Annotated in this window: 20 protein-coding genes; 10 read left to right on the plus strand and 10 right to left on the minus strand. The window is 59.7% G+C overall.

From position 1 onward, the window contains the following. Positions 1-67: 67 nt before the first annotated feature. Positions 68-673, minus strand: a complete 606-nt coding sequence (locus AZE99_RS10345; RefSeq protein WP_231862588.1) for a PadR family transcriptional regulator — start codon at positions 671-673, stop codon at positions 68-70. Between the two features lie 226 nt (positions 674-899). Here AZE99_RS10345 and AZE99_RS10350 point away from each other — a divergent pair, with 226 nt between their 5' ends. Further along, positions 900-2,030, plus strand: coding sequence for a serine hydrolase domain-containing protein (locus tag AZE99_RS10350; protein WP_156472211.1), 1,131 nt, complete (start codon positions 900-902; stop codon positions 2,028-2,030). 179 nt (positions 2,031-2,209) lie between these two features. Then, on the plus strand, positions 2,210-2,725 hold the full coding sequence (locus AZE99_RS10355; RefSeq protein WP_067200652.1) for a hypothetical protein: 516 nt from the start codon (positions 2,210-2,212) through the stop codon (positions 2,723-2,725). 142 nt (positions 2,726-2,867) lie between these two features. Here AZE99_RS10355 and grpE read toward each other — a convergent pair whose 3' ends face one another. Next, positions 2,868-3,461: a nucleotide exchange factor GrpE gene (gene grpE, locus AZE99_RS10360; RefSeq protein WP_067200655.1), complete on the minus strand. Its 594-nt coding sequence runs from the start codon at positions 3,459-3,461 to the stop codon at positions 2,868-2,870. Between the two features lie 22 nt (positions 3,462-3,483). Then, complete coding sequence (gene hrcA / locus AZE99_RS10365; protein ID WP_067203545.1) at positions 3,484-4,533, minus strand: heat-inducible transcriptional repressor HrcA; 1,050 nt, start codon at positions 4,531-4,533, stop codon at positions 3,484-3,486. 344 nt (positions 4,534-4,877) lie between these two features. Between hrcA and rph the strand changes: the two genes are divergently transcribed. Together rph and rdgB are read left to right on the plus strand one after the other, a co-directional pair. Next, complete coding sequence (gene rph / locus AZE99_RS10370) at positions 4,878-5,591, plus strand: ribonuclease PH (protein WP_067200657.1); 714 nt, start codon at positions 4,878-4,880, stop codon at positions 5,589-5,591. A 112-nt stretch (positions 5,592-5,703) separates the two neighbouring features. Beyond that, a complete protein-coding gene (gene rdgB / locus AZE99_RS10375) occupies positions 5,704-6,330 on the plus strand; it encodes an RdgB/HAM1 family non-canonical purine NTP pyrophosphatase (protein WP_067200660.1) in 627 nt (208 codons plus the stop codon). A gap of 90 nt (positions 6,331-6,420) precedes the next feature. Here the strand turns inward: rdgB and AZE99_RS10380 are convergent, their stop codons facing one another. Beyond that, a complete protein-coding gene (locus AZE99_RS10380) occupies positions 6,421-7,008 on the minus strand; it encodes a CAP domain-containing protein (RefSeq protein ID WP_067200663.1) in 588 nt (195 codons plus the stop codon). Between the two features lie 39 nt (positions 7,009-7,047). On the opposite strand from AZE99_RS10380, the gene hemW reads away from it, so the two are divergent. The 3 genes from hemW (at position 7,048) to AZE99_RS10395 (ending at position 11,321) form a co-directional block, all read left to right on the plus strand. Then, positions 7,048-8,190: a radical SAM family heme chaperone HemW gene (hemW, locus tag AZE99_RS10385; RefSeq protein WP_067200666.1), complete on the plus strand. Its 1,143-nt coding sequence runs from the start codon at positions 7,048-7,050 to the stop codon at positions 8,188-8,190. Between the two features lie 87 nt (positions 8,191-8,277). Next, positions 8,278-10,065 (plus strand): long-chain-acyl-CoA synthetase, encoded by a 1,788-nt coding sequence (locus AZE99_RS10390; RefSeq protein ID WP_067200669.1) that lies wholly within the window; start codon positions 8,278-8,280, stop codon positions 10,063-10,065. 320 nt (positions 10,066-10,385) lie between these two features. Further along, positions 10,386-11,321, plus strand: coding sequence for a tyrosine recombinase XerC (locus AZE99_RS10395; RefSeq protein ID WP_067200672.1), 936 nt, complete (start codon positions 10,386-10,388; stop codon positions 11,319-11,321). A gap of 159 nt (positions 11,322-11,480) precedes the next feature. On the opposite strand, the gene AZE99_RS10400 is transcribed toward AZE99_RS10395, so the two are convergent. From AZE99_RS10400 to rsmI, 4 genes are all read right to left on the minus strand, one after another. Next, the gene (locus AZE99_RS10400; protein WP_067200676.1) at positions 11,481-12,083 is read right to left on the minus strand and encodes a DedA family protein; all 603 of its coding nucleotides are present in this window, start codon (positions 12,081-12,083) and stop codon (positions 11,481-11,483) included. 21 nt (positions 12,084-12,104) lie between these two features. Further along, entirely contained in the window at positions 12,105-13,061 is a 957-nt protein-coding gene (gene gshB / locus AZE99_RS10405) for a glutathione synthase (RefSeq protein ID WP_067200678.1), read from the minus strand. A 349-nt stretch (positions 13,062-13,410) separates the two neighbouring features. Next, positions 13,411-13,764 carry a YraN family protein gene (locus tag AZE99_RS10410; protein WP_067200681.1) on the minus strand — a complete coding sequence of 118 codons (354 nt, stop codon included), beginning with the start codon at positions 13,762-13,764 and terminating at the stop codon, positions 13,411-13,413. Positions 13,765-13,998: 234 nt separating this feature from the next. Next, entirely contained in the window at positions 13,999-14,838 is an 840-nt protein-coding gene (gene rsmI / locus AZE99_RS10415) for a 16S rRNA (cytidine(1402)-2'-O)-methyltransferase (RefSeq protein WP_067200684.1), read from the minus strand. Here rsmI and AZE99_RS10420 point away from each other — a divergent pair, their 5' ends adjacent. Next, positions 14,839-16,032 (plus strand): penicillin-binding protein activator, encoded by a 1,194-nt coding sequence (locus AZE99_RS10420; RefSeq protein ID WP_231862589.1) that lies wholly within the window; start codon positions 14,839-14,841, stop codon positions 16,030-16,032. A 131-nt stretch (positions 16,033-16,163) separates the two neighbouring features. On the opposite strand, the gene fsa is transcribed toward AZE99_RS10420, so the two are convergent. Next, the gene (gene fsa, locus AZE99_RS10425) at positions 16,164-16,817 is read right to left on the minus strand and encodes a fructose-6-phosphate aldolase (RefSeq protein WP_067200686.1); all 654 of its coding nucleotides are present in this window, start codon (positions 16,815-16,817) and stop codon (positions 16,164-16,166) included. A 138-nt stretch (positions 16,818-16,955) separates the two neighbouring features. After that, positions 16,956-17,636, minus strand: coding sequence for a DUF4197 domain-containing protein (locus tag AZE99_RS10430; RefSeq protein ID WP_067200689.1), 681 nt, complete (start codon positions 17,634-17,636; stop codon positions 16,956-16,958). 64 nt (positions 17,637-17,700) lie between these two features. Here AZE99_RS10430 and AZE99_RS10435 point away from each other — a divergent pair, with 64 nt between their 5' ends. Together AZE99_RS10435 and AZE99_RS10440 are read left to right on the plus strand one after the other, a co-directional pair. After that, positions 17,701-19,866, plus strand: coding sequence for a primosomal protein N' (locus AZE99_RS10435; protein WP_067203550.1), 2,166 nt, complete (start codon positions 17,701-17,703; stop codon positions 19,864-19,866). A gap of 197 nt (positions 19,867-20,063) precedes the next feature. Beyond that, complete coding sequence (locus tag AZE99_RS10440; RefSeq protein WP_082788497.1) at positions 20,064-21,608, plus strand: trypsin-like peptidase domain-containing protein; 1,545 nt, start codon at positions 20,064-20,066, stop codon at positions 21,606-21,608. The last annotated feature ends 195 nt before the right edge of the window (positions 21,609-21,803 follow it).

The raw sequence follows: 21,803 nt of genomic DNA on the forward strand, positions 1-21,803 counted from the left end.
TATCACTTATAAATATTTGGTATAATTATATATTATTATCGCCCCGTCCAATGAACGGAGAGAGTTTCTATTTCAACCGCTCGATCTTGCTCGCGGCTTCGTCGATGATCGCGGTGACGTCCAGGATCTTGTCGGATCCCTTTTCTTCGTCTGCAAGGCGGATGGAGATCGCGCTTTTCAGATTGTGCATGGCGCGGCGGACGGATGCGCCATCGCTGGCCTCGCCCATTTTCGAAACGCCTTCCAGCCGTGCAAGTATCTCGGCAATCTGCGCCTCGTCCTCGGCCAGCCGGGCGGAACCCGCTTCAGTGATCGAATAGATTTTCTTGCCGTCACCATCGACCTTTTCATCGATCAGGTCCATTTCCGCCATCAGGGTCAGCGTCGGATAGACGATCCCCGGACTGGGCGCATAATGGCCGCCGGTCAGCTCCTCGATCTGACGGATCAGATCATAGCCGTGCCGCGGTTCTTCTGCGATAAGGTGTAGCGCCAAGAGCTTCAGCTCGCCGCGCCGGAACATCCGGGCGCGCCTTTTTCCCTTGCCACCTTCAAAAGCTGCCTGGGCAAAAGCCCGGGCGAATTTCTCGCCAGGCGACCCGCCTCTTCCCCGGCCCCTGCCCCGGCCAGATCCACGTCCTGCCCCGTCGGGGCCTCCGGTTCCAAATTTCATTCCATGTCTCATTGCTTGGTCTTTCTTTATATCTATGATGTTCTTAAGATATATCTTAAAACAATCTTTGCAATAGGCGAATGACAAAAAATCTACATGTGTCTGAAAAATATCCGCAATATCCTGCAAAGCATCGGTCCGGCAATCAGCCAAACCCGCGCTAAAGATATTGGACTCGCGACCACAAGCTGTTAATCAAGCAGTTAAAACCGGCATGGAGAGATCAATGACAGCCCCGATACACGGTACGTGCGACCCCCGATTTGCTGCGGTCAAAGCGGCATTCGAGAATAATTTCAGCGAGCATGATGATCTCGGCGCGTCGGTCGCGATTACGCTGGACGGCGAATTTGTCGTCGACCTGTGGGGCGGCCATCTCGACGAGGAGCGCACCCAGCCGTGGCAGGAGGATACGCTGGTCAACGTCTGGTCGAGCACCAAGACAATGGCGGCGATGTCGCTGCTCTTGCTCGCCGATCGCGGCGAGGTCGATTTACATGCACCAGTGAGCAAATATTGGCCGGAATTTGCCCAAAATGGCAAAAAGGCCGTCGAAGTTCGACATTTTCTTTCCCATAGTGCCGGCCTGTCCGGCATGGACAAGAAGGTCGAGGGCGACGCGCTCTACGACTGGGAATGGATGACCACCGCTCTCGCAAAGCAGGAACCGTGGTGGGAACCGGGCACGCAATCGGGCTATCACGCCCTCACCCAGGGCCATCTGATCGGTGAAATCGTTCGCCGGGTGACCGGCCAGACGATCGGCAATTTCTTCCGACAGGAAATTGCCGAGCCGACCGGGGCGGATTTTCATATCGGCGCGGATGAAGCGCTGGATGCACGCATCACCAATCTCGTGCCGCCGAAAAGCGGCCCCGCCCCCAATCCGGATTCGATCGCCGGTCGCACTTTCGCCAATCCCGGAGTCAATGCCACCGAACCGAGAAAGCGCTCATGGCGCGCGGCGGAAATCCCGGCGGCCAATGGCCAGGGCAATGCCCGCAGCATCGTCCGCGCCCAGACCGCCATGGCCAATGGCGGCCAGGCGTTCGGCAAGACGCTGCTGTCAGAAGCTGGCACGAAGCGGATCTTCGAAAAACAGATTGAAGGCACCGATTTGGTGCTCGGCCTGCCGCTGACCTTCGGCATGGGCTATGGCCTGAACAGTCCGGCGACGCCGATCAGCCCCAATGCAAATACCTGTTACTGGGGCGGCTATGGCGGGTCATCGGTGATTGTCGATCAGGACGCCGGGCTGTGCTTTTCCTATGTCATGAACAAGATGGAAACCGGGCTGGTGGGCGATCCGAGGGGGTTCGGGCTGGCCGCGGCCATGTATATGTCGATGGCGGGATAGCAGCAACTGTCGCCCCAGCGAAGGCTGGGGGCTAAACCAATGGTGATGAGACTCACACAGGCGGGCTGGATGCCAGCCTTCGCTGGCATGACGGGTGCATTATTTTGCCAGCCGACAAGGTCTTACGCTCTGCCACCGCTGTTTAGAATATATTCAATGATTTGCGCTAGAGATGCGCAATGAATGATATGGCCACCTCTGTCCTAGCGGCGCAAGAAACCGCCGGTGATCCGACATCGTTCACGATGGATGATGCTCATATTCTTCGCAGCAAAATGCTTGGCAAATGTGCCGCCGTCGAATGCTGGCTTGTCGATAGGATACAACCGTATCAAACACCGGCTCCCAACTTTTCAAAAAAAGTGAAACAGTTAGAAGAGATAATGGAAACGCACAAAGAGGCGTTCCACAAACCGACAAGGATTCAATCCTATCTGAAGGAGTTTCTGCCCTTCGCGGTTTTTCGTTCAGAACTGGCGCATTCCAAGCTGAATTTGATAGAAACTACAGACGGCATATTCCTGATAAAGATTCAGAATGCTTCCTGTGGTTCCAATGAACGGAGCGCAAAATCTATTGTTTTGCCTTCCCAAGAGCTTAAAATCATTTGGGATGAAATGTGTACTGCGGCACAAAAAATCACAAATTACACGATCACTCCGCCTTCGCCGTCACCCCCAAAACAAGCCAGCTGAACAATCCGTCACCCCAGCGAAGGCTGGGGTCTAAACCAATAGCGACGAGACTCACACAGGCGGGTTGGATGCCAGCCTGCGCTGGCATGACGGAATATGGTAAAGTCTTCTGCGACGCTGCGATCCAACCAGCCGGAAGAACCTATTCTTCCGCCTTCTTGGCCACCCCGACAAATGCCGGTCGCAACAGACGGTCTTTGATGACATAACCGGCCTGCATTTCCTGCACGATGGTGCCGGGCTCATGCTCGTCGGTCGGGATTTCGACCATTGCCTGATGCTGGTTGGGGTCGAGGGGAAGGCCGACAGAGGCGACGCGCTTGATGCCGTTTTTCTCGAACACGGATTGCAGCTCGCGGCCGGTGGCCTCGATGCCATTGATCAGGCCCTTCCACTTTTCCTCGTCTTTGACCTCGGCGGGGATGGATTCGAGCGCGCGTTGCATATTGTCCATCACCGACAGCATGTCGCGGGCAAAGCCGGTCGCGGCATAGGCGCGGGCGTCCTGCGCGTCCTTTTCCAGACGGCGGCGGACATTCTGCGTTTCGGCCTGGGCATAGAGCACTGCCTGCTGGGCTTCAGCGAGTTCGGTTTCCAGAGCTTCAATCCGATTGTCCGAATTTTCCGGCTGGGAGGCTTCTGCTTCTCCACCGTCTTTCATCGACTCCGGAACGCCTTCCAGTTCGGCGGCTGCGTCGGCATCATTTTGTCCGGGATTCTGCTTCTTATCACTCATTGCTTGGATCACTCTATTTTCATCATTTCGTCAACAAACGCGACAGGGTTTGCGCGGTAAAGTCTACCATGGGTACCACGCGGGCATAATTCAACCTTGTCGGGCCGATTACGCCGACCACGCCGACCACCTGTCCGTCGCCGTCCTTGTAGGGCGCCGCTATCACAGATGAGCCGGAAAGCGAGAATAATTTATTCTCCGCGCCGATAAATATTTTTGCGGCTTCGGCATCGCGGGCATTGTCGAGCAGCCGGGCAATTTCCTGCTTGGCTTCGAGCTCGTCGAGCAACCGCCGGACCCGGTCGAGGTCGGCCAGCGCGCTATTGTCCTGCAGCAGATTCGCCTGCCCGCGGACGATCAGAACCGGCCGGTCGGATGGATCGCGGCTCCAGGTGACCATGCCCGCCTTGACCAGCTCTTCCGAGGCCTTGTCGATCGCCAGTTCACCGGCGCTGATCTCCCGGTCGACGGTTGACAGGGCCTGGCTGAGCGTCATGCCGCCATAGCGGGCGGTGAGATAATTGCCCGCTTCGACCAGCGCCGATTCCGAGACACCGGGCGGCAGGTCTAGTACGCGATTCTCAACGCCGCCGTCCTGGGAGACGAGGATCGCCAGCCCCTGCCCTTCGGACAGTTTGACGAAACTGAACTGCTTGAGCAGCGGCTCGCGCTTTGGCACCAGCACGAGGCCAGCGCAGGACGACAGGCCGGACAGAATCGAGGTCGTCGCGCGCAGCGCATCCTCAACCGGCCCCTGTTCGGTTATCTGGCTCTCGATCGCATCGCGTTCCTGCTGCGAAGGCGCCGCCGCCTGCATCATGCCGTCGACGAACAGGCGCAGCCCCAATTCGGTCGGCACCCGCCCGGCGCTAGTGTGCGGCGCGGCGAGCAGGCCCAGTTCCTCCAGATCCTGCATGACATTGCGGATCGAGGCGGGCGAGAGTTCGAGGCCGGGGGCCTTGGATATGGTCCGCGAACCGACCGGCGCGCCATTGTCGAGATAGGATTCCACGACGACGCGGAAGATGTCCTGTGCTCGGGTGGTCATTTCGGTGATCGGGGTGTTGGTCATGGGTATTAGATAGGTGAACAATCGAAATGTTTCCAGCATCCAATGCGAGAGCGATCGTGCTCCGCACTTGATGCGGCGCTGGTCCGGCTAATAGCTCTCTCAGCCGCCATAGCTCTGCATCAAGTGCGGAGCACAGAGATTATCCGGATTGTATATTGCTTGCCACGATCAAGGCGTCATTGCGAGCGGAGCGAAGCAATCCAGAGCGGCACGCGCAGACGCCCTGGATTGCCGCGTCGCTTCGCTCCTCGCAATGACGGCGATTTTCGGAGAGAGGAATAGGGTGGCAACCATTAGCGTCTTTCTCTAAGCAAACCTCAACCAAGCCACAGGAGAATCACACAATGCGACCATCGGGCCGTGCGCCGGACGAAATGCGCGCCATTTCCATCGAAACCGGATTTACAAAACATGCCGAAGGAAGCTGCCTGATCAGCTTTGGCGATACGCGGGTATTGTGCACCGCCAGCATCGAAACGAGCCTGCCACCATGGATGCGCGGCAAGGGTACCGGCTGGGTTACCGGCGAATATTCGATGCTGCCCCGCGCCACCCATACCCGTGGTTCACGTGAAGCGGCGCGCGGCAAGCAGTCGGGCAGAACGCAGGAAATTCAGCGGCTTATCGGGCGTAGCTTGCGCTCGGTGGTCGATCTGAAAAAGCTCGGCGAGCGGCAGATCACGCTCGATTGCGATGTGATCCAGGCCGATGGCGGCACGCGGACCGCTTCGATCAGCGGCGCCTGGGTGGCGCTGCGGCTGGCGGTCAACGGCCTGCTCGACCAGAAAGTGCTCAAGGAAGACCCGATCCAGCAGAAGATCGCGGCGATCAGCTGCGGTATCTTTGAAGGCACGCCGGTTCTCGACCTCGACTATGATGAGGACAGCAATGCTGGTGCCGACGCCAATTTCGTGCTGACCGGAGATAGCAATATCGCCGAGGCGCAGGCGACTGCCGAGGGCCAGACCTTTGACGAGGAACAATTGATGCGGCTGATGCGGCTGGCGAAAATCGGCTGCGGCCAGATTTTCGAGGCGCAGGACAAGGCGGTCGGTTAGGATTTAGAGGAAAATAGTCGTCATCCTGAACTTGTTTCAGGACCCCTAGAGAGCGCGCACAGCCTTTGGAGGTCCTGAAACGAGTTCAGGATGACGAAGATGTGAGAAACCCATGACCCACCGCAACCTCAGTCCCGGACGCCTCGTGATCGCCAGTCATAACCAGGGCAAGGTGCGGGAAATCCGGGCGTTGCTCGAGCCGTACGGGATCGAGCCAGTATCGGCGGGCGATCTCGATCTGCCCGAGCCGGAAGAAACCGGCACGACCTTTGCCGAAAATGCGCTGCTCAAGGCGCGGGCGAGCGCGGAGGGCGCGAATTGCGTGGCGCTGGCCGATGACAGCGGGCTGTGCGTGGCGGCGCTGGGCGGCAAGCCGGGGGTCTACACCGCCGACTGGGCCGAGCGGCAATGGTTCGAGGGCGAGCCGGGCCGCGACTGGTATATGGCGATGGGCAAGGTTGAAGGTTTGCTGGCCGAGCAAGGGCTGGATGTCGATCGCAGCGCCTATTTCGCCTGCACGCTAGCGCTGGCCTGGCCCGACGGGCATTCGGAAGTGTTCGAGGGCCGCGTTCAGGGCAATCTCGTCTGGCCGCCGCGCGGGACATTGGGGTTCGGCTATGATCCGGTTTTCCAGCCGATTGGTTTTACCGAGACATTTTCCGAACTCGATCCGGCGCAGAAGCAGGCGATGAGCCACCGGGCCGACGCGTTCCGGAAACTGGTTGAGGCTTGTTTTTGAACTGTCACCCCAGCGCAGGCTGGGGACTAAACCAAGGGTGGTGAGACTCACACAGGCGGGGTGGATGCCAGCCTTCACTGGCATGACGGCTCAACCCTTTAGCGGATCCCTCCCCACGACATTCCCGGCCGGGCCATAGCGACAGACCAGAAAATCGTCGCGATCATTGCTCGCCACCGCGCAGCCCACTCGCAGGCTGGTTGGCCAGATGATCTGGGTATAATGGGCGACATCGCCCCAGGTGCCGGTGGTGCTGTTGTCAGGGAACAGGCCGCGCTTGAAATAGCGGTCCTCGTCGACCCAGGCGTCGATCATTTCCCCGTAACCATAAGCATCGCGGGTGCCCATCCAGAGATTTTCGCCTTGCCGTGGGCTGCGGCCCATTTGCGGGTCATGGGCAAATTTTCCGGTGCGGGCCATGCTGGCGGCGTAGACGGCAGCGTCCTTGGCCAGTTCATCGTTCCAGACCAGCTTCGGCGCACCGACCTTTGCACGGGCGTCATTATGCGCCCGCATCATCGCGCTCTGCAGACGAGTGTCGCCGCGTGGTTTGGGCTCCATGCTGGTCCGAGTCTCGACAAAGGTCGCGGGTTCCGGGCTTTGCGATGTTCCGGCGGAACAGGCGGCAAAGGCTGGCGTGATCAAGAGGATGGCGCTAAGGGCGCGGAATATATGCATGAACTGGCCTCTACAATGGAAAATCTGAACAGGAGTGATATGGGGCCTCTCGCCCTCTATATCCACTGGCCGTTCTGCGTATCCAAATGTCCCTATTGCGATTTCAACAGCCATGTCCGCGATCAAGTCGATGTTGCGGCATGGCAGAGCGCCTTGCTCGCCGATATGGCGCATGAAGCGGCGCTGGTGCCAAGGCGCAAGTTGTCGAGCATCTTCTTTGGTGGTGGCACGCCATCGCTGATGCCGCCCGCTCTGGTCGAAACACTGATCATGGCCGCGGACCGCCATTGGGGCTTTGAGGACAATATCGAAATCACGCTGGAGGCCAATCCGTCTTCGGTGGAAGCGGCGAATTTCCATGATCTCGCCAGCGCCGGGGTGAACCGGGTGTCGCTGGGGCTGCAATCGCTCGATGATCAGACGCTTGAATTTCTCGGCCGCGCGCATGATGTCGATGAAGGGCTCGCAGCGCTCGATACCGCGCAGCGGGCCTTTCACCGGGTCAGCTTTGACCTGATCTACGCCCGGCCCGGCCAGTCGCTGGCGGACTGGCAAGCGGAACTGGACCGCGCACTGGGTTTCGGCACTGGCCATCTGTCGCTCTATCAGCTGACCATCGAGCCGGGCACGCGGTTCGAGACTCTGGTCCGCACCGGCAAGCTGGTCCCCGCCGATGATGACCATTGCGCCGACCTGTTCGAACTGACCCGTGGCGTCATGACGGCAGCCGGCCTGCCCTCCTACGAGATCAGCAACCACGCCAGGCCCGGCCAGGAAAGCCGCCATAATCTGACCTACTGGCGCTATGAGGATTATGTCGGCATCGGCCCCGGCGCGCACGGCCGGCGGCTTGAACAAGCGACCGAGCGGCACAAGAAGCCGGAGAATTTTCTCTCGGCGGTGGCGCGCAACGGCAACGGGTTGAAGGTCGAACAGCCGCTGTCGCCGGAGACGCGGGCAATGGAAGCGCTGATGATGGGGCTCAGGCTGGCGGAGGGCGTGGATCTACACGCGCTCGAAGAGAAAACCGGGCTGGCGGCGACGCAGATGGTGGATCGGAAAGCGGTGGACCATCTCGCCGACCTGGGGCTGCTCGACGCCGCAGCCGGACGGCTGACCATTTCGCCCAAGGGCATGCCGCTGCTCGATGCGCTCCTGCCGAAGATCATCGCCGACCTTTAAAAAGCCCGCGCCGTTTGCATTGCCCGATGGGCGTTGAATATTATCGGCTTAGCTGTCACACTCCACCAAAATATGGAGAGAGAAGCCATGGGAATATTCAGCGTCATCAAGCGCGAGGTCCATTTCACGCGGTCGCTCAAGAATGTGATGGCGCAGGTCAAGGATATTGACGCCGACGCTCCCATATTGATCACCGACGATATCGAAGCCACGATCGACAGTTTTCCGGACAATGTCGCCTTTCATTTCGAAGGCGAAACCGTCACCTATGCCGCCTTTGAAGCGCGCGCCAACCGGATCGCCCACTGGGCGCAGGCGCAGGGCTATCGCGCCGGCGACACGGTCGCCCTGTTCATGGAAAATGCGCCGGATTTTGTCGCCACCTGGTTCGGCCTGTCCAAGGTCGGGATCGTCACCGCGCTGATCAACAGCAATCTGGAGGGCGCAGGCCTCGCCCATTGCCTAAACATCGTAGAGACCAAGGCGGTGATTACTACCGGCGATCTGGCACCGCGCGTTTCGCATATCGCTGCCCAGCTGGAAGGATCACCGGCGCTGTGGGACTGGGACGGCGAGATTGGCCAGAACCTCAACAGCGCATTGGCGGCCTTGCCCGATGATCGGCCGGACAAGAGTCATCGCGCCGATATGACCGGCAGGGACCTGTTCCTCTATGTCTATACATCGGGCACCACCGGTCTGCCCAAGGCAGCGCGCATCTCCCATGCCCGGGCCCGGCGCAGCTTCCGCATCGCCATCTCGACCTGCCCGCTAACGCCGGAAGACCGCATCTATATCACGCTGCCACTTTATCATGTGACCGGCGGCTTCATTGGCATGGGCGGCGCCTTGCTCAGCGGCGCTTCGGCGATATTGCGGCGCAAATTCTCCGCCTCGCAATATTGGGATGATGCGGCCGATTATGGCGCGACGGTGGTCGTCTATATCGGCGAATTGTGCCGCTATCTGCTCAACCAGCCCGATCATCCCAAGCAAAGCGCGCACAAGGTGCGCGTCGGTATCGGCAATGGTCTGCGCGCGGATATCTGGCAGCAATTTGTCGACCGCTTTCAGGTGCCCAAGCTGCTCGAAATCTATGGCTCGACCGAGGGCAATATCTTCCTGATGAATTTCGACGGCAAGATCGGCGCGGTCGGCCGGATTCCGAAATATCTGGAAAAACAGTTCGGCGACACCAGGATCGTGAAATTCGATATTGCCGAGGAACAGCCGGTGCGCGGCGAGGACGGCTTCTGCATCAAGGCGGACTGGGATGAAGCAGGCGAGCTAATCGGGCGCATTTTCAAGGACAGCCCGTCCGATTTTTCCGGCTATCAGGACAAGGAAGCGACCGAGAAGAAAATCCTGCGCGACGTGTTCGAAAAGGGCGACGCCTGGTTCCGCTCCGGCGACCTGATGAGCCGCGACCGCTCCGGCTATATCTATTTCAAGGACCGGATTGGTGACACGTTCCGCTGGAAGGGCGAGAATGTCGCGACCAACGAAGTTTCCGAGGTGCTGTCGCAATATCCCGGCATCAAGACCGCCAATGTCTATGGCGTCGAAGTCCCCGGCACCGACGGCCGCGCCGGCATGGCTTCGCTGACCGTGGCGGATGATTTCGACATATCCGGACTGCGCGCCTTTCTGGCCGCAGAAATGCCGCCTTATGCCGTGCCCCTGTTCATCCGGATTGAGCCGGAGGCGCAGACCACCGGCACATTCAAATATCGCAAGGTGGAGCTGGTCGAGGAAGGCTTTGATGTCGCCAGAGTCAACGACCCGATCTGGTTCTGCAAGCCGGATGTTGAGGGCTATGCCGAGCTTACCAAGGCGGAACATGCGAAAATATTGTCGGGTGAATATCGGTTGTAGAGGTGGGTGCTCCGCACTTGATGCGGAGCTTCTATCGGCCGTGCAGTTCTTCGCCTACAGAGCTCCGCATCAGGTGTGGAGCACATTGCTGTCATTGCGAGGAGCGGATGCGACGAAGCAATCCAGTGCGGCACGCACCGCTCTGGATTGCTTCGCTACGCTCGCAATGACGGGACCGGAACGGGCACGTTAATACTCTCCCTGTGGGAGAGTATGTTTGGGTTTTGATTCCCAGTCTGCTAAACAATTTCCGTTCACCCTGAGCCTGTCGAAGGGTGAATAGACGCCATGCTTCGACAGGCTCAGCACGAACGGGTTTTATGACCGACACTGCACATGCCATCATCAGCGCCTTCTCCGCCTATCTCCGCGATGACCGGCGGCGGTCCCCGCATACGGTGCGCGCTTATGTGATTACCGCCGAGCGTTTCTGTGCCTTTCTGATGGAGCATATTGGCGGCGGTGTGGGTGCGGACGAAATCAAGGCGGTCAAGCAGGCGGATATCCGTTCCTATCTGGCATTTCGGCGGGGAGACGGGCTGACCAACAATAGCGCGGCGCGGGAATTGTCGGCCTTGCGGGCGTTTCTGAAACATGTTGGCGGGGACGAGGCGCAAATCCCGAAAATCAAGGGCCCCAAGGTCCAGCGGGGCGTTCCGCGTCCGGCCTCGCCCGATGACATTCTGGCCTTGGCTGGCGACGCGCAGGACAGCGCCAGCGAAGACTGGATCGGCGCGCGCGACTGGGCGGTGCTCCTGCTGCTCTATGGCTCCGGCCTGCGGATCAGCGAGGCGCTTGACCTGACCGGCGACGCCCTGCCCCTGTCCGACACGTTGCGGGTGACGGGCAAGCGCAACAAGGTCCGGATCGTGCCGCTGCTCCCCAAGGTGCGCGAGGCGATCGAACATTATATCGACCTCTGCCCCTATCCGATTGCCCAGGATCTCGCCCGCTGCGAGAATGACCAGATCAGTGGCTCGCCGCTATTCCGCGGCAAGCGCGGCGGGCCGCTCTCGCCCAATATGATCCGGCGGGTGGTGCAACAGGCGCGGACCAAGCTCGGCATAGCCGATACGACTACGCCGCATGCCTTAAGGCACAGTTTTGCGACGCATCTGCTGGCGGGCGGGGCCGATTTGCGGAGTTTGCAGGAATTATTGGGCCATGCGAGTTTGAGTAGCACGCAGGTCTATACGGCGGTCGATGCGGCGCATTTGCTGGATGTTTATAACAGCGCGCATCCCCGGGGGAGCTGAAACCTTCCGGTGAGGTTGTCCCACGGCTCCTATCCGTCATGCCAGTGACGGCTGGCATCCGACCCGCCTATGTGAAACTCACCGCCCCTGGTTTAGCCCGCAGCCTTCACTGGGGTGACGAGATTATTCATACGTCCTATCCCCATCAGCACCGCCGCCTCACCCCTCCTTGGGCCGCCAGAAAATAATCCGCCAGACATAAACCACCACTATCAACCCGATCACGCCGATCGACACCGGCCCGAGATAATTCTCGATATCATCGACATTCTGCTGCAGCTCGTAACCCGCATAGACCAAAGCGCTGTTCCAGACGGCGGCACCGGCGCTGGTCGCGAGGATGAAGCGTTTGTGCGACATGCCGAACAGACCGGCCGGGACGGAAATCATCGTCCGGATATTGGGAATGAAACGGGCGAAGAACACCACCCATTGGCCGCGCTCGTCAAAAATCCGGTCGATCCGGTTGACCGTCGCGACATCGAGCGTCAGCCAGCGGCCATGTTTGCGGACGAAGGCGCGCAAGTCGTCCTCGTTCCAGTGGCGACCGACCATGAACCAGACATAATTGCCGATGACCGAACCGATTGTGCCGACCAGCACCAGCGCCACCGGATGGAATGTCCCCTCGCCCACGCCGACACCGCCGATGCCCATGATCAGCTCGGACGGGATCGGCGGGAAGATATTTTCCAGTGCCATGAGAAACGCGATGGACCAGTAACCGCCCTGGGCGATCAGGTCCGATATCCAACTGGTCATCGCGCGCGGCCTGGCGCGAGATTATTGTGCGGCAAGCCGCCGCTCGATCGCATCCCAGATCATGCCCGGCGTGTCGGTGCCGTTGAAATTGTCGATGGCGACGATGCCGGTTGGTGAGGTCACGTTGATTTCGGTCAGCCATTTGCCGCCGATCACGTCGATGCCGACAAAGATCAGGCCAAGCCGTTTGAGATCAGGTCCCATTGCGGCGCAGATTTCCTGCTCGCGCTCGGTCAGTTCCGCCGCTTCGGCATAGCCGCCCTGTGCAAGATTGCTGCGGAATTCGCCTTCGCCGGGCTTGCGGTTGATCGCGCCGGCGACTTCGCCATCGATCAGCACAATGCGCTTGTCGCCCTGATGCACTTCGGGGAGGAACGGCTGGACCATATGCGGTTCCGGCCAGGTCTGGTTGAATACCTCGAACAGGGCGCTGAGATTGCTGCCGTCTTCCGGCACCAGAAAGATCGCCTTGCCGCCGTTGCCGTGCAGCGGCTTGACCACGACGCCGCCATGTTCCTTCTGGAAGGCGCGGACTTCGTCGAGGTCGCGGGTGATCAGGGTCGGCGGCATGAACTGGGCATAGTCGAGCACATAGACTTTTTCCGGCGCGTTGCGGACGGAGACGGGGTTGTTGACCACCAGAGTCTCGCCCTCGATCCGTTCGAGCAAATGGGTCGCGGTGATATAGCCGACGTGGAACGGCGGGTCCTGTCGCATCAGCACGACATCGACATCGCTGCCGAGGTCGAGTTTTACCGGATCGCCGAAGCTGAAATGGTCGCCCTTGACCGGCTGCACCGTCACCGGATGGGCGGGCGTGGTCAGGCGGCCATTGGCCTGCAGGGTCAGGCCCTTCACGTCATAATGGAATATCTGGTGCCCGCGTTTCTGGGCGGATAGCATCAGCGCGAAGCTGCTGTCTCCCGCTATATTCACGGTCTCCATCGGGTCCATCTGTACGGCGATTTTCAGGGTCATTTCTATTCCTCAGACATTTTCGAACCCGCTTACTGTTCGTGTTGAGCCTAGTCGAGACACATTGGCAAGGCGCAAGGCGTCTCTCGACTTTGCTCGAGACGAACGGGAGAAATGCGTTTCTAACCGCTCAAAGCGAGCTTGTCGAAGGGCCTTTTTGTTTAGCGGGGCAAAGGAAATGTTCGATCCGTGTCGTTCGTGGTGAGCCTTGCGACCCGCAGGGTGAGCGAAGCTCAACAACGCCTATCGTCGAGAAATGTCCTTCGACAGGCTCAGGACGAACGGCTGGAGGCCAGAGACCCCCGCCTTCGCGGGGGTTGACGCTTCGGAAGGCTGCGCATTCCGTGGCGCGTCAAAATCCATGCCATACATTTGTCAAATGGACCGGCAGGCGTTGCGGGGCGATCAGGATTACGTCGATGCGCGCATCTTCCCCCCTGGTGCAATAGCGCGGATAGAGAATTTCCACCGCATCGGCGACGCGCTGCAGCCGATTCAGGTCGATCGCCTGTTCCAGATCCTCCAGCTTCGTGCGCGCCTTCACCTCGACAAAGGCTACCAATCCGCCGCGTTTGGCGATCAGATCGACCTCGCCGCGCGGGGTCCGCACCCGTTCGGCCAATATCCGCCAGCCTTTCAGGCGCAGAAAGCGGGCTGCGGTCTTTTCGGCCTGGCGGCCGCGTTTCTCCGCCGCCTCGCGTTTCATGTTCGGGATGCCGTTCGTGCTAAGCTTGACGAAGCACTTTGGTCACCAGGGCTCCGCATGTGCGAGAGAGGTCCTTCGACAGGCTCAGGACGAACGGTGTGGGGGGCGTAAGCGCTCATTTTTTAATTGCCGTTCGTGCTGAGCCTGTCGAAGCACTTTGACCGCCAGGGCAGCGCTTGTCCGTGAGAGGTCCTTCGACAGGCTCAGGACGAACGGTGTGGGGGCCGGAAGCGCTCATTTTTCCGATTTCCAGCGATTGACCAACTCGTAGAGCGCCTTGCGGTCGGTGTTGAAGGTGCGCGCGACTTCGCCCGCTGCCTTGGAGGCCGGCAGCCGCACCAGCGCTTCGCGTAACGCCGCCTCGATATCCGCTTCGCTGGCCGCTTCCGGTGCGCCCGGCGGGCCGATGATCACGACGATCTCGCCTTTTGGTTTTTCCGAAGCGTAGCGGGTGGCCAGTTCGCTGAGGGAACCGGCTACGGCTTCTTCAAATCTTTTGGTGATCTCGCGGACCACGGCCGCCTTGCGGTCACCCAGCACAGCCAGTGAGTCGGCCAGCATCGCCCCCAGCCGCGAACCATTTTCATAAAAGATCAGACTGGCGTTGAGCGTCTTCAGCGCGGCGAGCGATTCGGTCCGGGCCTTGGTCTTGCTCGGCAGGAAACCTTCGAAGAGAAAGCGGTCGCTGGGCAATCCGGACAGGGTCAAGGCGGCAATCGCAGCACTGGGACCGGGAATCGTCGTGACATAGAGGCCGGCCGCCTGCGCGTCGCGGACCAGCTTGTAGCCGGGATCGGAGATCAGCGGCGTTCCCGCGTCGCTGACCAGTGCGACAATTTTACATCTCACCGCATCCAAAATGGCATCACGATCGGCTGCAGACTTATGGTCATTATAGACCATCATCTTCGACTTTTTACCGATATAATTCAAAAGCTTGCCGGTCACTCTTGTATCTTCGACCAGGATGATATCGGCGGCGGCGAGCGTCTCTTCGGCGCGGCGCGACAAATCTCCAAGGTTGCCGATAGGGGTGGCAACGATATAGAGACCGGATTGGGCAGGAGCAGACATATGACGGTCATGGCAGACAAGGTACATCTAGGACAAGATCAAAGCAGACGACGCGGCATTTTGAAGTGGGCGGGCGTTTCCGCATTCGTCATGCTTGCCGGTTGTTCGACGGTTGTCCCGCGTGGCGCAGAGCCGGTGCGGACCGATGCGCCAGCACCGCCGCCAGTGACCGCCGGCCTGCCCGACGACCAGAAACATCACCGCATTGCCCTGCTGGTACCGCTGTCCGGCAAAAATGCCGGAATCGGCCAGTCGCTGGCCAATGCCACGACCATGGCGCTGCTCGACACCAAGGCGGACAATATCCGCATGACCAGCTATGACACGGCCAAAGGCGCGGCGGCAGCGGCCCAGAACGCCATCCGCGATGGCAATAAACTGATCATCGGCCCCCTGCTCAGCGACAATGTCGTGGCCACCGCCAATATTGCGCGGCCAGCCGGTGTACCGATCCTCAGCTTTTCCAACGACAGCGGCGCAGCCGGCAATAATGTCTTCATATTGGGCCATATTCCGTCGCAGTCGATCAACCGGGTTGTCGAATATGCCAAATCAAAAGGCATGACCCGCTTTGCCGCGCTGGTGCCCAATGGCGTCTACGGCCAGCGCGCATCCTCGACTCTGTTGCGCAGCGTGAAGGATGCCGGCGGCACCGTGGTCTCGATCCAGACCTTCAATCGCGATTCCAAATCGATCGAGGCAGCGACCAAGAAGCTTGCTCAAAATGGCGACTTCGAAGCGGTACTGCTCGCAGACAATGGTGACATGGCGATCAAGGCAGCCCCCTATATCCGGACAAATGCCAGCGGTACCGCCAAGATTCTCGGCACGGACCTGTGGAATACCAGCAGCAATCTGGCTGGCGCGCCGTCGATGCGGGGCGCCTGGTTCGCCAGCGTTTCCGACGCCCTGTACAAGCAATATGCCGACAAATATCGCGCCCGCTATGGCAAGGCGCCGTTCCGCCTGTCGAGCCTCGGCTATGACTCGGTGCTGCTGACGGTCAAGGTCGCCCGCAACTGGAAAGTGGGTGAGCCTTTTCCGATCAATCAGCTGACCGACAAGGGCGGCTTCATCGGCCTCGACGGCGTCTTCCGGTTCAAGGCTGACGGCGTTTCGGAACGGGCGCTGGAAGTTCAGGAAATCCGCAGCGGCAGCTTCGTCGTGGTGGATCCGGCACCGAAGGGCTTTTGAGAGAACTCTTCGCTATCGATTTTTGAAAAAAGCTTCGTCATCCTGAACTTGTTTCAGGACCCCTTGAGATAGCGCGTTGCCGTTGGAAGTCCTGAAACGAGTTCAGGATGACGAATTAATTGCGGCTAAAATCAGCCGATATTCTGGCCGGTCGATTCCCAGTCCTTGAGAAAACCTTCGAGCCCCTTGTCGGTCAGCACATGTTTGAACAGGCCACGGATGACATTCGGTGGCATGGTTCCGACATCGGCGCCGATGCGGGCGGATTCGAGCACGTGGATGGGATGACGGATCGAGGCGACCAGGATTTCGGTGTCGAAGGCGTAATTGTCGTAGATCAGCCGGATATCCTCGATCAGCGTCATGCCGTCGAGACCATTGTCGTCATGGCGTCCGACGAAGGGCGAGATGAAGCTGGCACCGGCCTTGGCCGCGAGCAGCGCCTGATTGGCCGAGAAACACAAGGTCACATTGACCATCGTGCCTTCGCCGGTCAGCGCCTTGCAGGTCTTCAGCCCGTCGATCGTCAATGGCACCTTGATGCAGACATTGTCGGCGATCTTGCGCAACACTTCGGCCTCTTTCATCATCGTTTCATGATCGAGCGCGATGACTTCGGCGGAAACCGGCCCGTCGGTCAGACCGCAGATTTCCTTGGTCACTTCCATGATATCGCGACCCGACTTCTTGATCAGCGAAGGATTGGTGGTGACGCCGTCGACCATGCCGGTGGCAGCGAGGTCGGCGATTTCTGCGGTATCGGCGGTATCTACGAAGAATTTCATCGGTCTGGCTCCAGAATACAGGAAAAGGCACTATTGCCGTTTGCCTATCCGCTTTCCACAGGTCGGGGAACTGTTGCCCCCTCCCGTCCGGCAAAAAGCTGTGGATAGATTGGGGGAAAATTACGGGATAATTCGGCTCTAAAAGGCTTTCCCGACACCCAGAACCGCCATCAGTAGCGGGTCGTTGGTGGCCCGCGGATTGGCGCGTATGGCCGCTTCCTGCGCGCCGATCGAACGATAAATGGCATTGCTGACCTTGTTGGTGACGTCGCGGCTGATGCTGGAAAAATCGACATTGGTGGCTTGCGACAGCACCAGATTGATAATTTCATTGTCGAACAGTCTCAGACCATTGCCGATGCCCGGCAGCATCCGCTCGACCAAGGTCGTTCCCAACTGCCCCTGCAGCAGGCTGGTGGCCGCGCGCGGCCCGCCGTTGATGATCGCGGCCGCGTCGGCAATGCTCATATTGCGGATGGTTTCCGCAATGATCGGAGCCGCGAGTTCGGCGCCCGATTCTGCTGCCCGGTTGACCTGCTTCAGCAAGCGGTCCTGAATCGGTTTGGAGCGCAACAAGGCGGTTGCGATACTTGTTGCCCGCGATCCGCCAAGCGACTCCGGTACCGAAATCCGCGCCACCTGGCTGTCGAAGAAGCCATTGGGTTGCATCAGCTCGGCAAAAGCGTTCTGCGACGACAGTGTCAGCAGCCGTTTGATGGCCTCGGTCAGGCTTAGTCCGGGCATGCTTGAACAGCCGGGAAGTGCGAGCAATCCAGCGGCTGCGCCAAAGCCCAGAACCGATCTGCGGTGATAGATCATTACTCTCTCCTATATTCGTCAAAGCAGGAATGACGGATGATGATTAGCTGCCTATAGCATGAATATGAATCGCGTTCGTGTACTCCTGCTTAATGCCGCTCTGGGCCCGCTCGATTATCGCGTCCCTGATGGCATGCGGGTCGAGCCGGGATCGATTGTCATGGCACCGCTGGGTCCGCGCAAATTGCCCGGGGTGGTGTGGGAGGCCGAGAGCTTTCCGGTCGAGGAAATTGATCCGAAGAAATTGCGCCCGCTGCTCGAGGTTCGCGATGTGCCGCCGCTGCGCGCGCCATTGCGGCGGCTGATCGAGTGGACCGCCGCCTATTATTTTGCTTCGCCGGCATCGGTGCTGCGCATGGTTCTGTCGAGCGGCGCTGCCTTTGCCGACAATCGTCCGATCAGCGAATATCGGTTGAATGGCAGTTTGCCGGACCGGATGACTCCGCAGCGCGAACAGGCGCTTGAAAAGCTCGCAGGCGTGCAAGGCACGATCAGCGAACTGGCCTTCAAGGCCGATGTGTCTGTCGCGGTCATCCGGGGGCTGGAAAAGCTGGGGGTTTTTGATCGGGAAGAAGTCTCCCCTTTCGCCATCACCGCCAAGCCCACGCCCGATTTCGACACGGTCGATCTCAGCGATGATCAGCGGAATGTCAGCAATATCCTGATCGACGCGGTGCGCGCGTCCGCGTTCAGACCCTTTCTGCTCGACGGCGTAACCGGCTCGGGCAAGACCGAGGTCTATTTCGAGGCGGTTGCCGAAGCCTTGCGCCAGGACAAGCAAGTGCTGGTGCTGCTGCCCGAAATCGCGCTGACCGAGCCGTTTCTCAATCGCTTCGAAGCGCGGTTCGGGGCCGAGCCGCTGGCCTGGCACAGCGGCATGAAACAGTCGGAGCGCAAGCGGAACTGGCGCGCGCTGGCCGAAGGCAATGCCAAGGTGATTGTCGGTGCGCGCTCTGCCCTGTTCCTGCCTTATGCCAATCTCGGCCTGATCATCGTCGACGAAGCCCACGAGACCAGCTTCAAGCAGGAGGACGGCGTGCGCTACCACGCCCGCGATGTCGCGGTCATGCGCGGGCTTTACGAGAAGATACCGGTCATATTGGCGTCGGCCACACCGGCGATCGAGACCCGGCACCAGGTTGAACAGGGCAATTACGAACTGCTGGAACTGCCGGCACGATTCGGCGGCGCGACAATGCCCGATATCGAGGCGCTGGACCTGACCGAGGACATACCGCCGCGCGGCAACTGGCTGGCCCCGACTTTGGTCAACGCGCTGGAGGAAAATCTCGAGCGGGGCGAACAGTCGCTGCTGTTTCTCAACCGCCGCGGCTTTGCGCCGCTGACCCTGTGCCGCACCTGCGGCCACCGCATCGCCTGCCCCAATTGCACCGCCTGGATGGTCGAGCATCGGCTGACCCGCCGCCTCGCCTGCCACCATTGCGGCCATGTCATGCCGATTCCGGACAAATGCCCGGAATGCGGCGACGAGGACAGTCTGGTGGCCTGCGGACCAGGGGTCGAGCGGATTTGCGACGAAGTCAAAATGCTGTTCCCGCAGGCGCGGACGGCGATTGTCACTTCGGACACGATCTGGTCGCCGCAGAAGGCCGCCGATTTCGTCCAGCAGATGGAAGCGGGAGCAATCGACATCGTCGTCGGGACCCAGCTGGTGACCAAGGGCTATCATTTTCCCAATCTGACCTTGGTCGGCGTGGTCGACGCGGATATCGGATTGGAAGGCGGCGACCTGCGCGCTGCCGAGCGCAGTTTTCAACAAATTGCGCAGGTGGCAGGGCGTGCCGGGCGGGCTGAAAAGCCGGGCCGTGTCTATGTCCAGACGCGCATGCCCAAGGCGCCGGTGATCCAGGCGCTGATCGAGAATGACCGGGAGGGCTTTTACGCCGCCGAGATTGAAGCGCGGCGGCAGGCACTGGCACCGCCCTTTGCCCGCTGGGCGGCGATCATCGTCTCGTCCGAGGACAATAGCGAAGCGATGGAAACGGCGCGGCTGATCGGGCAGACCGCACCCAAGCTCGACGGTTTCTCGGTCTACGGCCCTGCCCCTGCCCCGCTGTCGATGCTGCGCGGACGGCACCGGCACCGTTTGCTGGTCCATGCGCTGCGGTCGGTCGACTTGCAGAATATCATGCGCGAATGGCTGGAAAAGCTGGAATGGCCGAGGGCGGTGCGGGTCGGGGTTGATGTCGATCCCTATAGTTTTGTTTGATTTCCCATCACCCCTCGCTTTCAAGGGAGGGAACGGGATAGGATAGGCACCAACCGGTTTGATGCCGGTTGATGTCTTGATGTCACGCAGGCTCGCTTGCGCTCGCAACCACCCCAACCCCTCCTTTGAAAAGGAGGGGCATACCAAATAGAAAAACTCCTTTGAATATCCTCCCGAATTAAAGCATGAGCCAGTCCATGATCAAAAAGCTATTCCTGCTCGTCGCAATCACCACCGCAACCTTGGTCACTGGCCCTGCCCAGGCCGATCCTGCCGATATCAGCGCCGCCAGCCGATCCGTCGTCAGGGTCGTGCTCGCCGCGAAAGACGGCAACAAGGTTGCCTTTGTCGGCCATGGCAGCGGTTTTGTGGTCGCTCCCGACAAGATCGTGACCAACGCCCATGTCGTCGAGATCGCGCGGCAGGAAAGCTCGGTTGTCATCGGCATCATCCCTTCTCAGGGCGGCACCAGCTATGGCGGAAAAATCATAGCTTATTCGCCCGGCAACGATCTTGCGCTCATTCAGGTACTGGATGGCGGACGACTGCCGCCGATGACGATCTTTGGCGGTCCGGTGGACGATGGCGCAGATGTGGTGGCGATCGGCTATCCGGGCTCTGTCGACCGGGCACAGGGCCTCGATCTCGACGATCTGATCAATCCGATGTCGCCGGTCAAAACCACAGGTACCGTTTCCGGTGGCCGGACAACCAAGCAGTTCGACACAATTCTCCACACCGCACCGATTGCTTCGGGCAATAGCGGCGGTCCGCTGATCGACAATTGTGGCCGGATATTGGGCGCAAACAGCTTTGGCTCGATAAGTGATGGCAATGATGCGGAATTCGGTTTTGCCGTATCGGCGCGCGAGATTTTGAGCTTCCTGCGCAAGGCCGGCGTGACAGTCGGGGTAACAGCAACGCCCTGCCGCTCGGCTGCGGAGATAAGCGAGCAAGAACGACTTCGTGAAGCGGCTGCCCGTGCACAGGTGGAAGCAGCAAAAAATGCCGAAAGCGACAAGCGCGAACGCGCCGAGACCAAATTGCGGACCAGCATATCGCAAGATATTATCGCCGAACGGGAAAACCGGATCGCGTTGGCAGCCCTGATGCTGGCTCTGTCGCTGCTGGCTGCAGGCGGCGGCGCTGTCCTGATGGTTCAGGGCAAGCGCAACCCGGGGATCGCTGCAGCGGGCGGCGCGGCGGTTCTGCTGCTTGCGGCTGTCATCATCTTCCTGTCCAGACCGGATTTCAGCGAAATTGATGACCGCGTTGCCGCAGCGATGAAAGACGAAGTCAAAGATAATATCCCGCAACAGACAAGCGCGGCCACAACGGGAAAATATAGCTGCACGATCAACCCGCAGCGCAGCCGGATCACCGTGTCGCAGCAAGATGAGCTGCCGCTCGACTGGGCCGAAGGCGGATGTGTCAATGGCCGCACACAATATGGCCGGGACGGGGCCAAATGGTCGCGGATATTTGTTCCCAACTCAGAGCAGACGGTCACCATCAACAGTTTCCAGCCGGACAGAAGGGAGTTCACCGAGGAACGCTTTTTGCTGGGTCTGGACGCGATGACGAAAGCGCGCGCGATCCGCGCTCAATATGGCAACCGGGCCTGCACGACCGACGTCAAGGCGCTGGCCGATATCGAGGATATGGTGAAAGCAATCCGGGCCGAATTACCCACGCAGGCCAATGAGAGTCTGGTGTACGAGTGCAAGAAGCTCAATCAATAGTCGGGTTCGCCACCCTCAAATATTCTGGCAAATATTCCGGCAAATATTCTGGCAAATATTCTGGTCGCCCGTCCGGTCAGCAAGTGCATGGCGGCGGCTCACGGTCGGTGCCCAAGACCGATCCTCGCAATATCAAGCCTTGCCCGTTCGAGGTAGCGCTGCTTTCGGAACTACGCAAAATATTGACTGTCAGCG

The sequence above is a fragment of the Sphingorhabdus sp. M41 genome, assembly GCF_001586275.1.
GTDB lineage: Bacteria > Pseudomonadota > Alphaproteobacteria > Sphingomonadales > Sphingomonadaceae > Parasphingorhabdus.

Bases quoted from the DNA above. Each gene is read 5' to 3' on its own strand.
- AZE99_RS10345 (WP_231862588.1), bottom strand. From the start codon at position 673: ATGAAATTTGGAACCGGAGGCCCCGACGGGGCAGGACGTGGATCTGGC.
- AZE99_RS10350 (WP_156472211.1), top strand. From the start codon at position 900: ATGACAGCCCCGATACACGGTACGTGCGACCCCCGATTTGCTGCGGTC.
- AZE99_RS10355 (WP_067200652.1), top strand. From the start codon at position 2,210: ATGAATGATATGGCCACCTCTGTCCTAGCGGCGCAAGAAACCGCCGGT.
- grpE (WP_067200655.1), bottom strand. From the start codon at position 3,461: ATGAGTGATAAGAAGCAGAATCCCGGACAAAATGATGCCGACGCAGCC.
- hrcA (WP_067203545.1), bottom strand. From the start codon at position 4,533: ATGACCAACACCCCGATCACCGAAATGACCACCCGAGCACAGGACATC.
- rph (WP_067200657.1), top strand. From the start codon at position 4,878: ATGCGACCATCGGGCCGTGCGCCGGACGAAATGCGCGCCATTTCCATC.
- rdgB (WP_067200660.1), top strand. From the start codon at position 5,704: ATGACCCACCGCAACCTCAGTCCCGGACGCCTCGTGATCGCCAGTCAT.
- AZE99_RS10380 (WP_067200663.1), bottom strand. From the start codon at position 7,008: ATGCATATATTCCGCGCCCTTAGCGCCATCCTCTTGATCACGCCAGCC.
- hemW (WP_067200666.1), top strand. From the start codon at position 7,048: ATGGGGCCTCTCGCCCTCTATATCCACTGGCCGTTCTGCGTATCCAAA.
- AZE99_RS10390 (WP_067200669.1), top strand. From the start codon at position 8,278: ATGGGAATATTCAGCGTCATCAAGCGCGAGGTCCATTTCACGCGGTCG.
- AZE99_RS10395 (WP_067200672.1), top strand. From the start codon at position 10,386: ATGACCGACACTGCACATGCCATCATCAGCGCCTTCTCCGCCTATCTC.
- AZE99_RS10400 (WP_067200676.1), bottom strand. From the start codon at position 12,083: ATGACCAGTTGGATATCGGACCTGATCGCCCAGGGCGGTTACTGGTCC.
- gshB (WP_067200678.1), bottom strand. From the start codon at position 13,061: ATGACCCTGAAAATCGCCGTACAGATGGACCCGATGGAGACCGTGAAT.
- AZE99_RS10410 (WP_067200681.1), bottom strand. From the start codon at position 13,764: ATGAAACGCGAGGCGGCGGAGAAACGCGGCCGCCAGGCCGAAAAGACC.
- rsmI (WP_067200684.1), bottom strand. From the start codon at position 14,838: ATGTCTGCTCCTGCCCAATCCGGTCTCTATATCGTTGCCACCCCTATC.
- AZE99_RS10420 (WP_231862589.1), top strand. From the start codon at position 14,839: ATGACGGTCATGGCAGACAAGGTACATCTAGGACAAGATCAAAGCAGA.
- fsa (WP_067200686.1), bottom strand. From the start codon at position 16,817: ATGAAATTCTTCGTAGATACCGCCGATACCGCAGAAATCGCCGACCTC.
- AZE99_RS10430 (WP_067200689.1), bottom strand. From the start codon at position 17,636: ATGATCTATCACCGCAGATCGGTTCTGGGCTTTGGCGCAGCCGCTGGA.
- AZE99_RS10435 (WP_067203550.1), top strand. From the start codon at position 17,701: ATGAATCGCGTTCGTGTACTCCTGCTTAATGCCGCTCTGGGCCCGCTC.
- AZE99_RS10440 (WP_082788497.1), top strand. From the start codon at position 20,064: ATGATCAAAAAGCTATTCCTGCTCGTCGCAATCACCACCGCAACCTTG.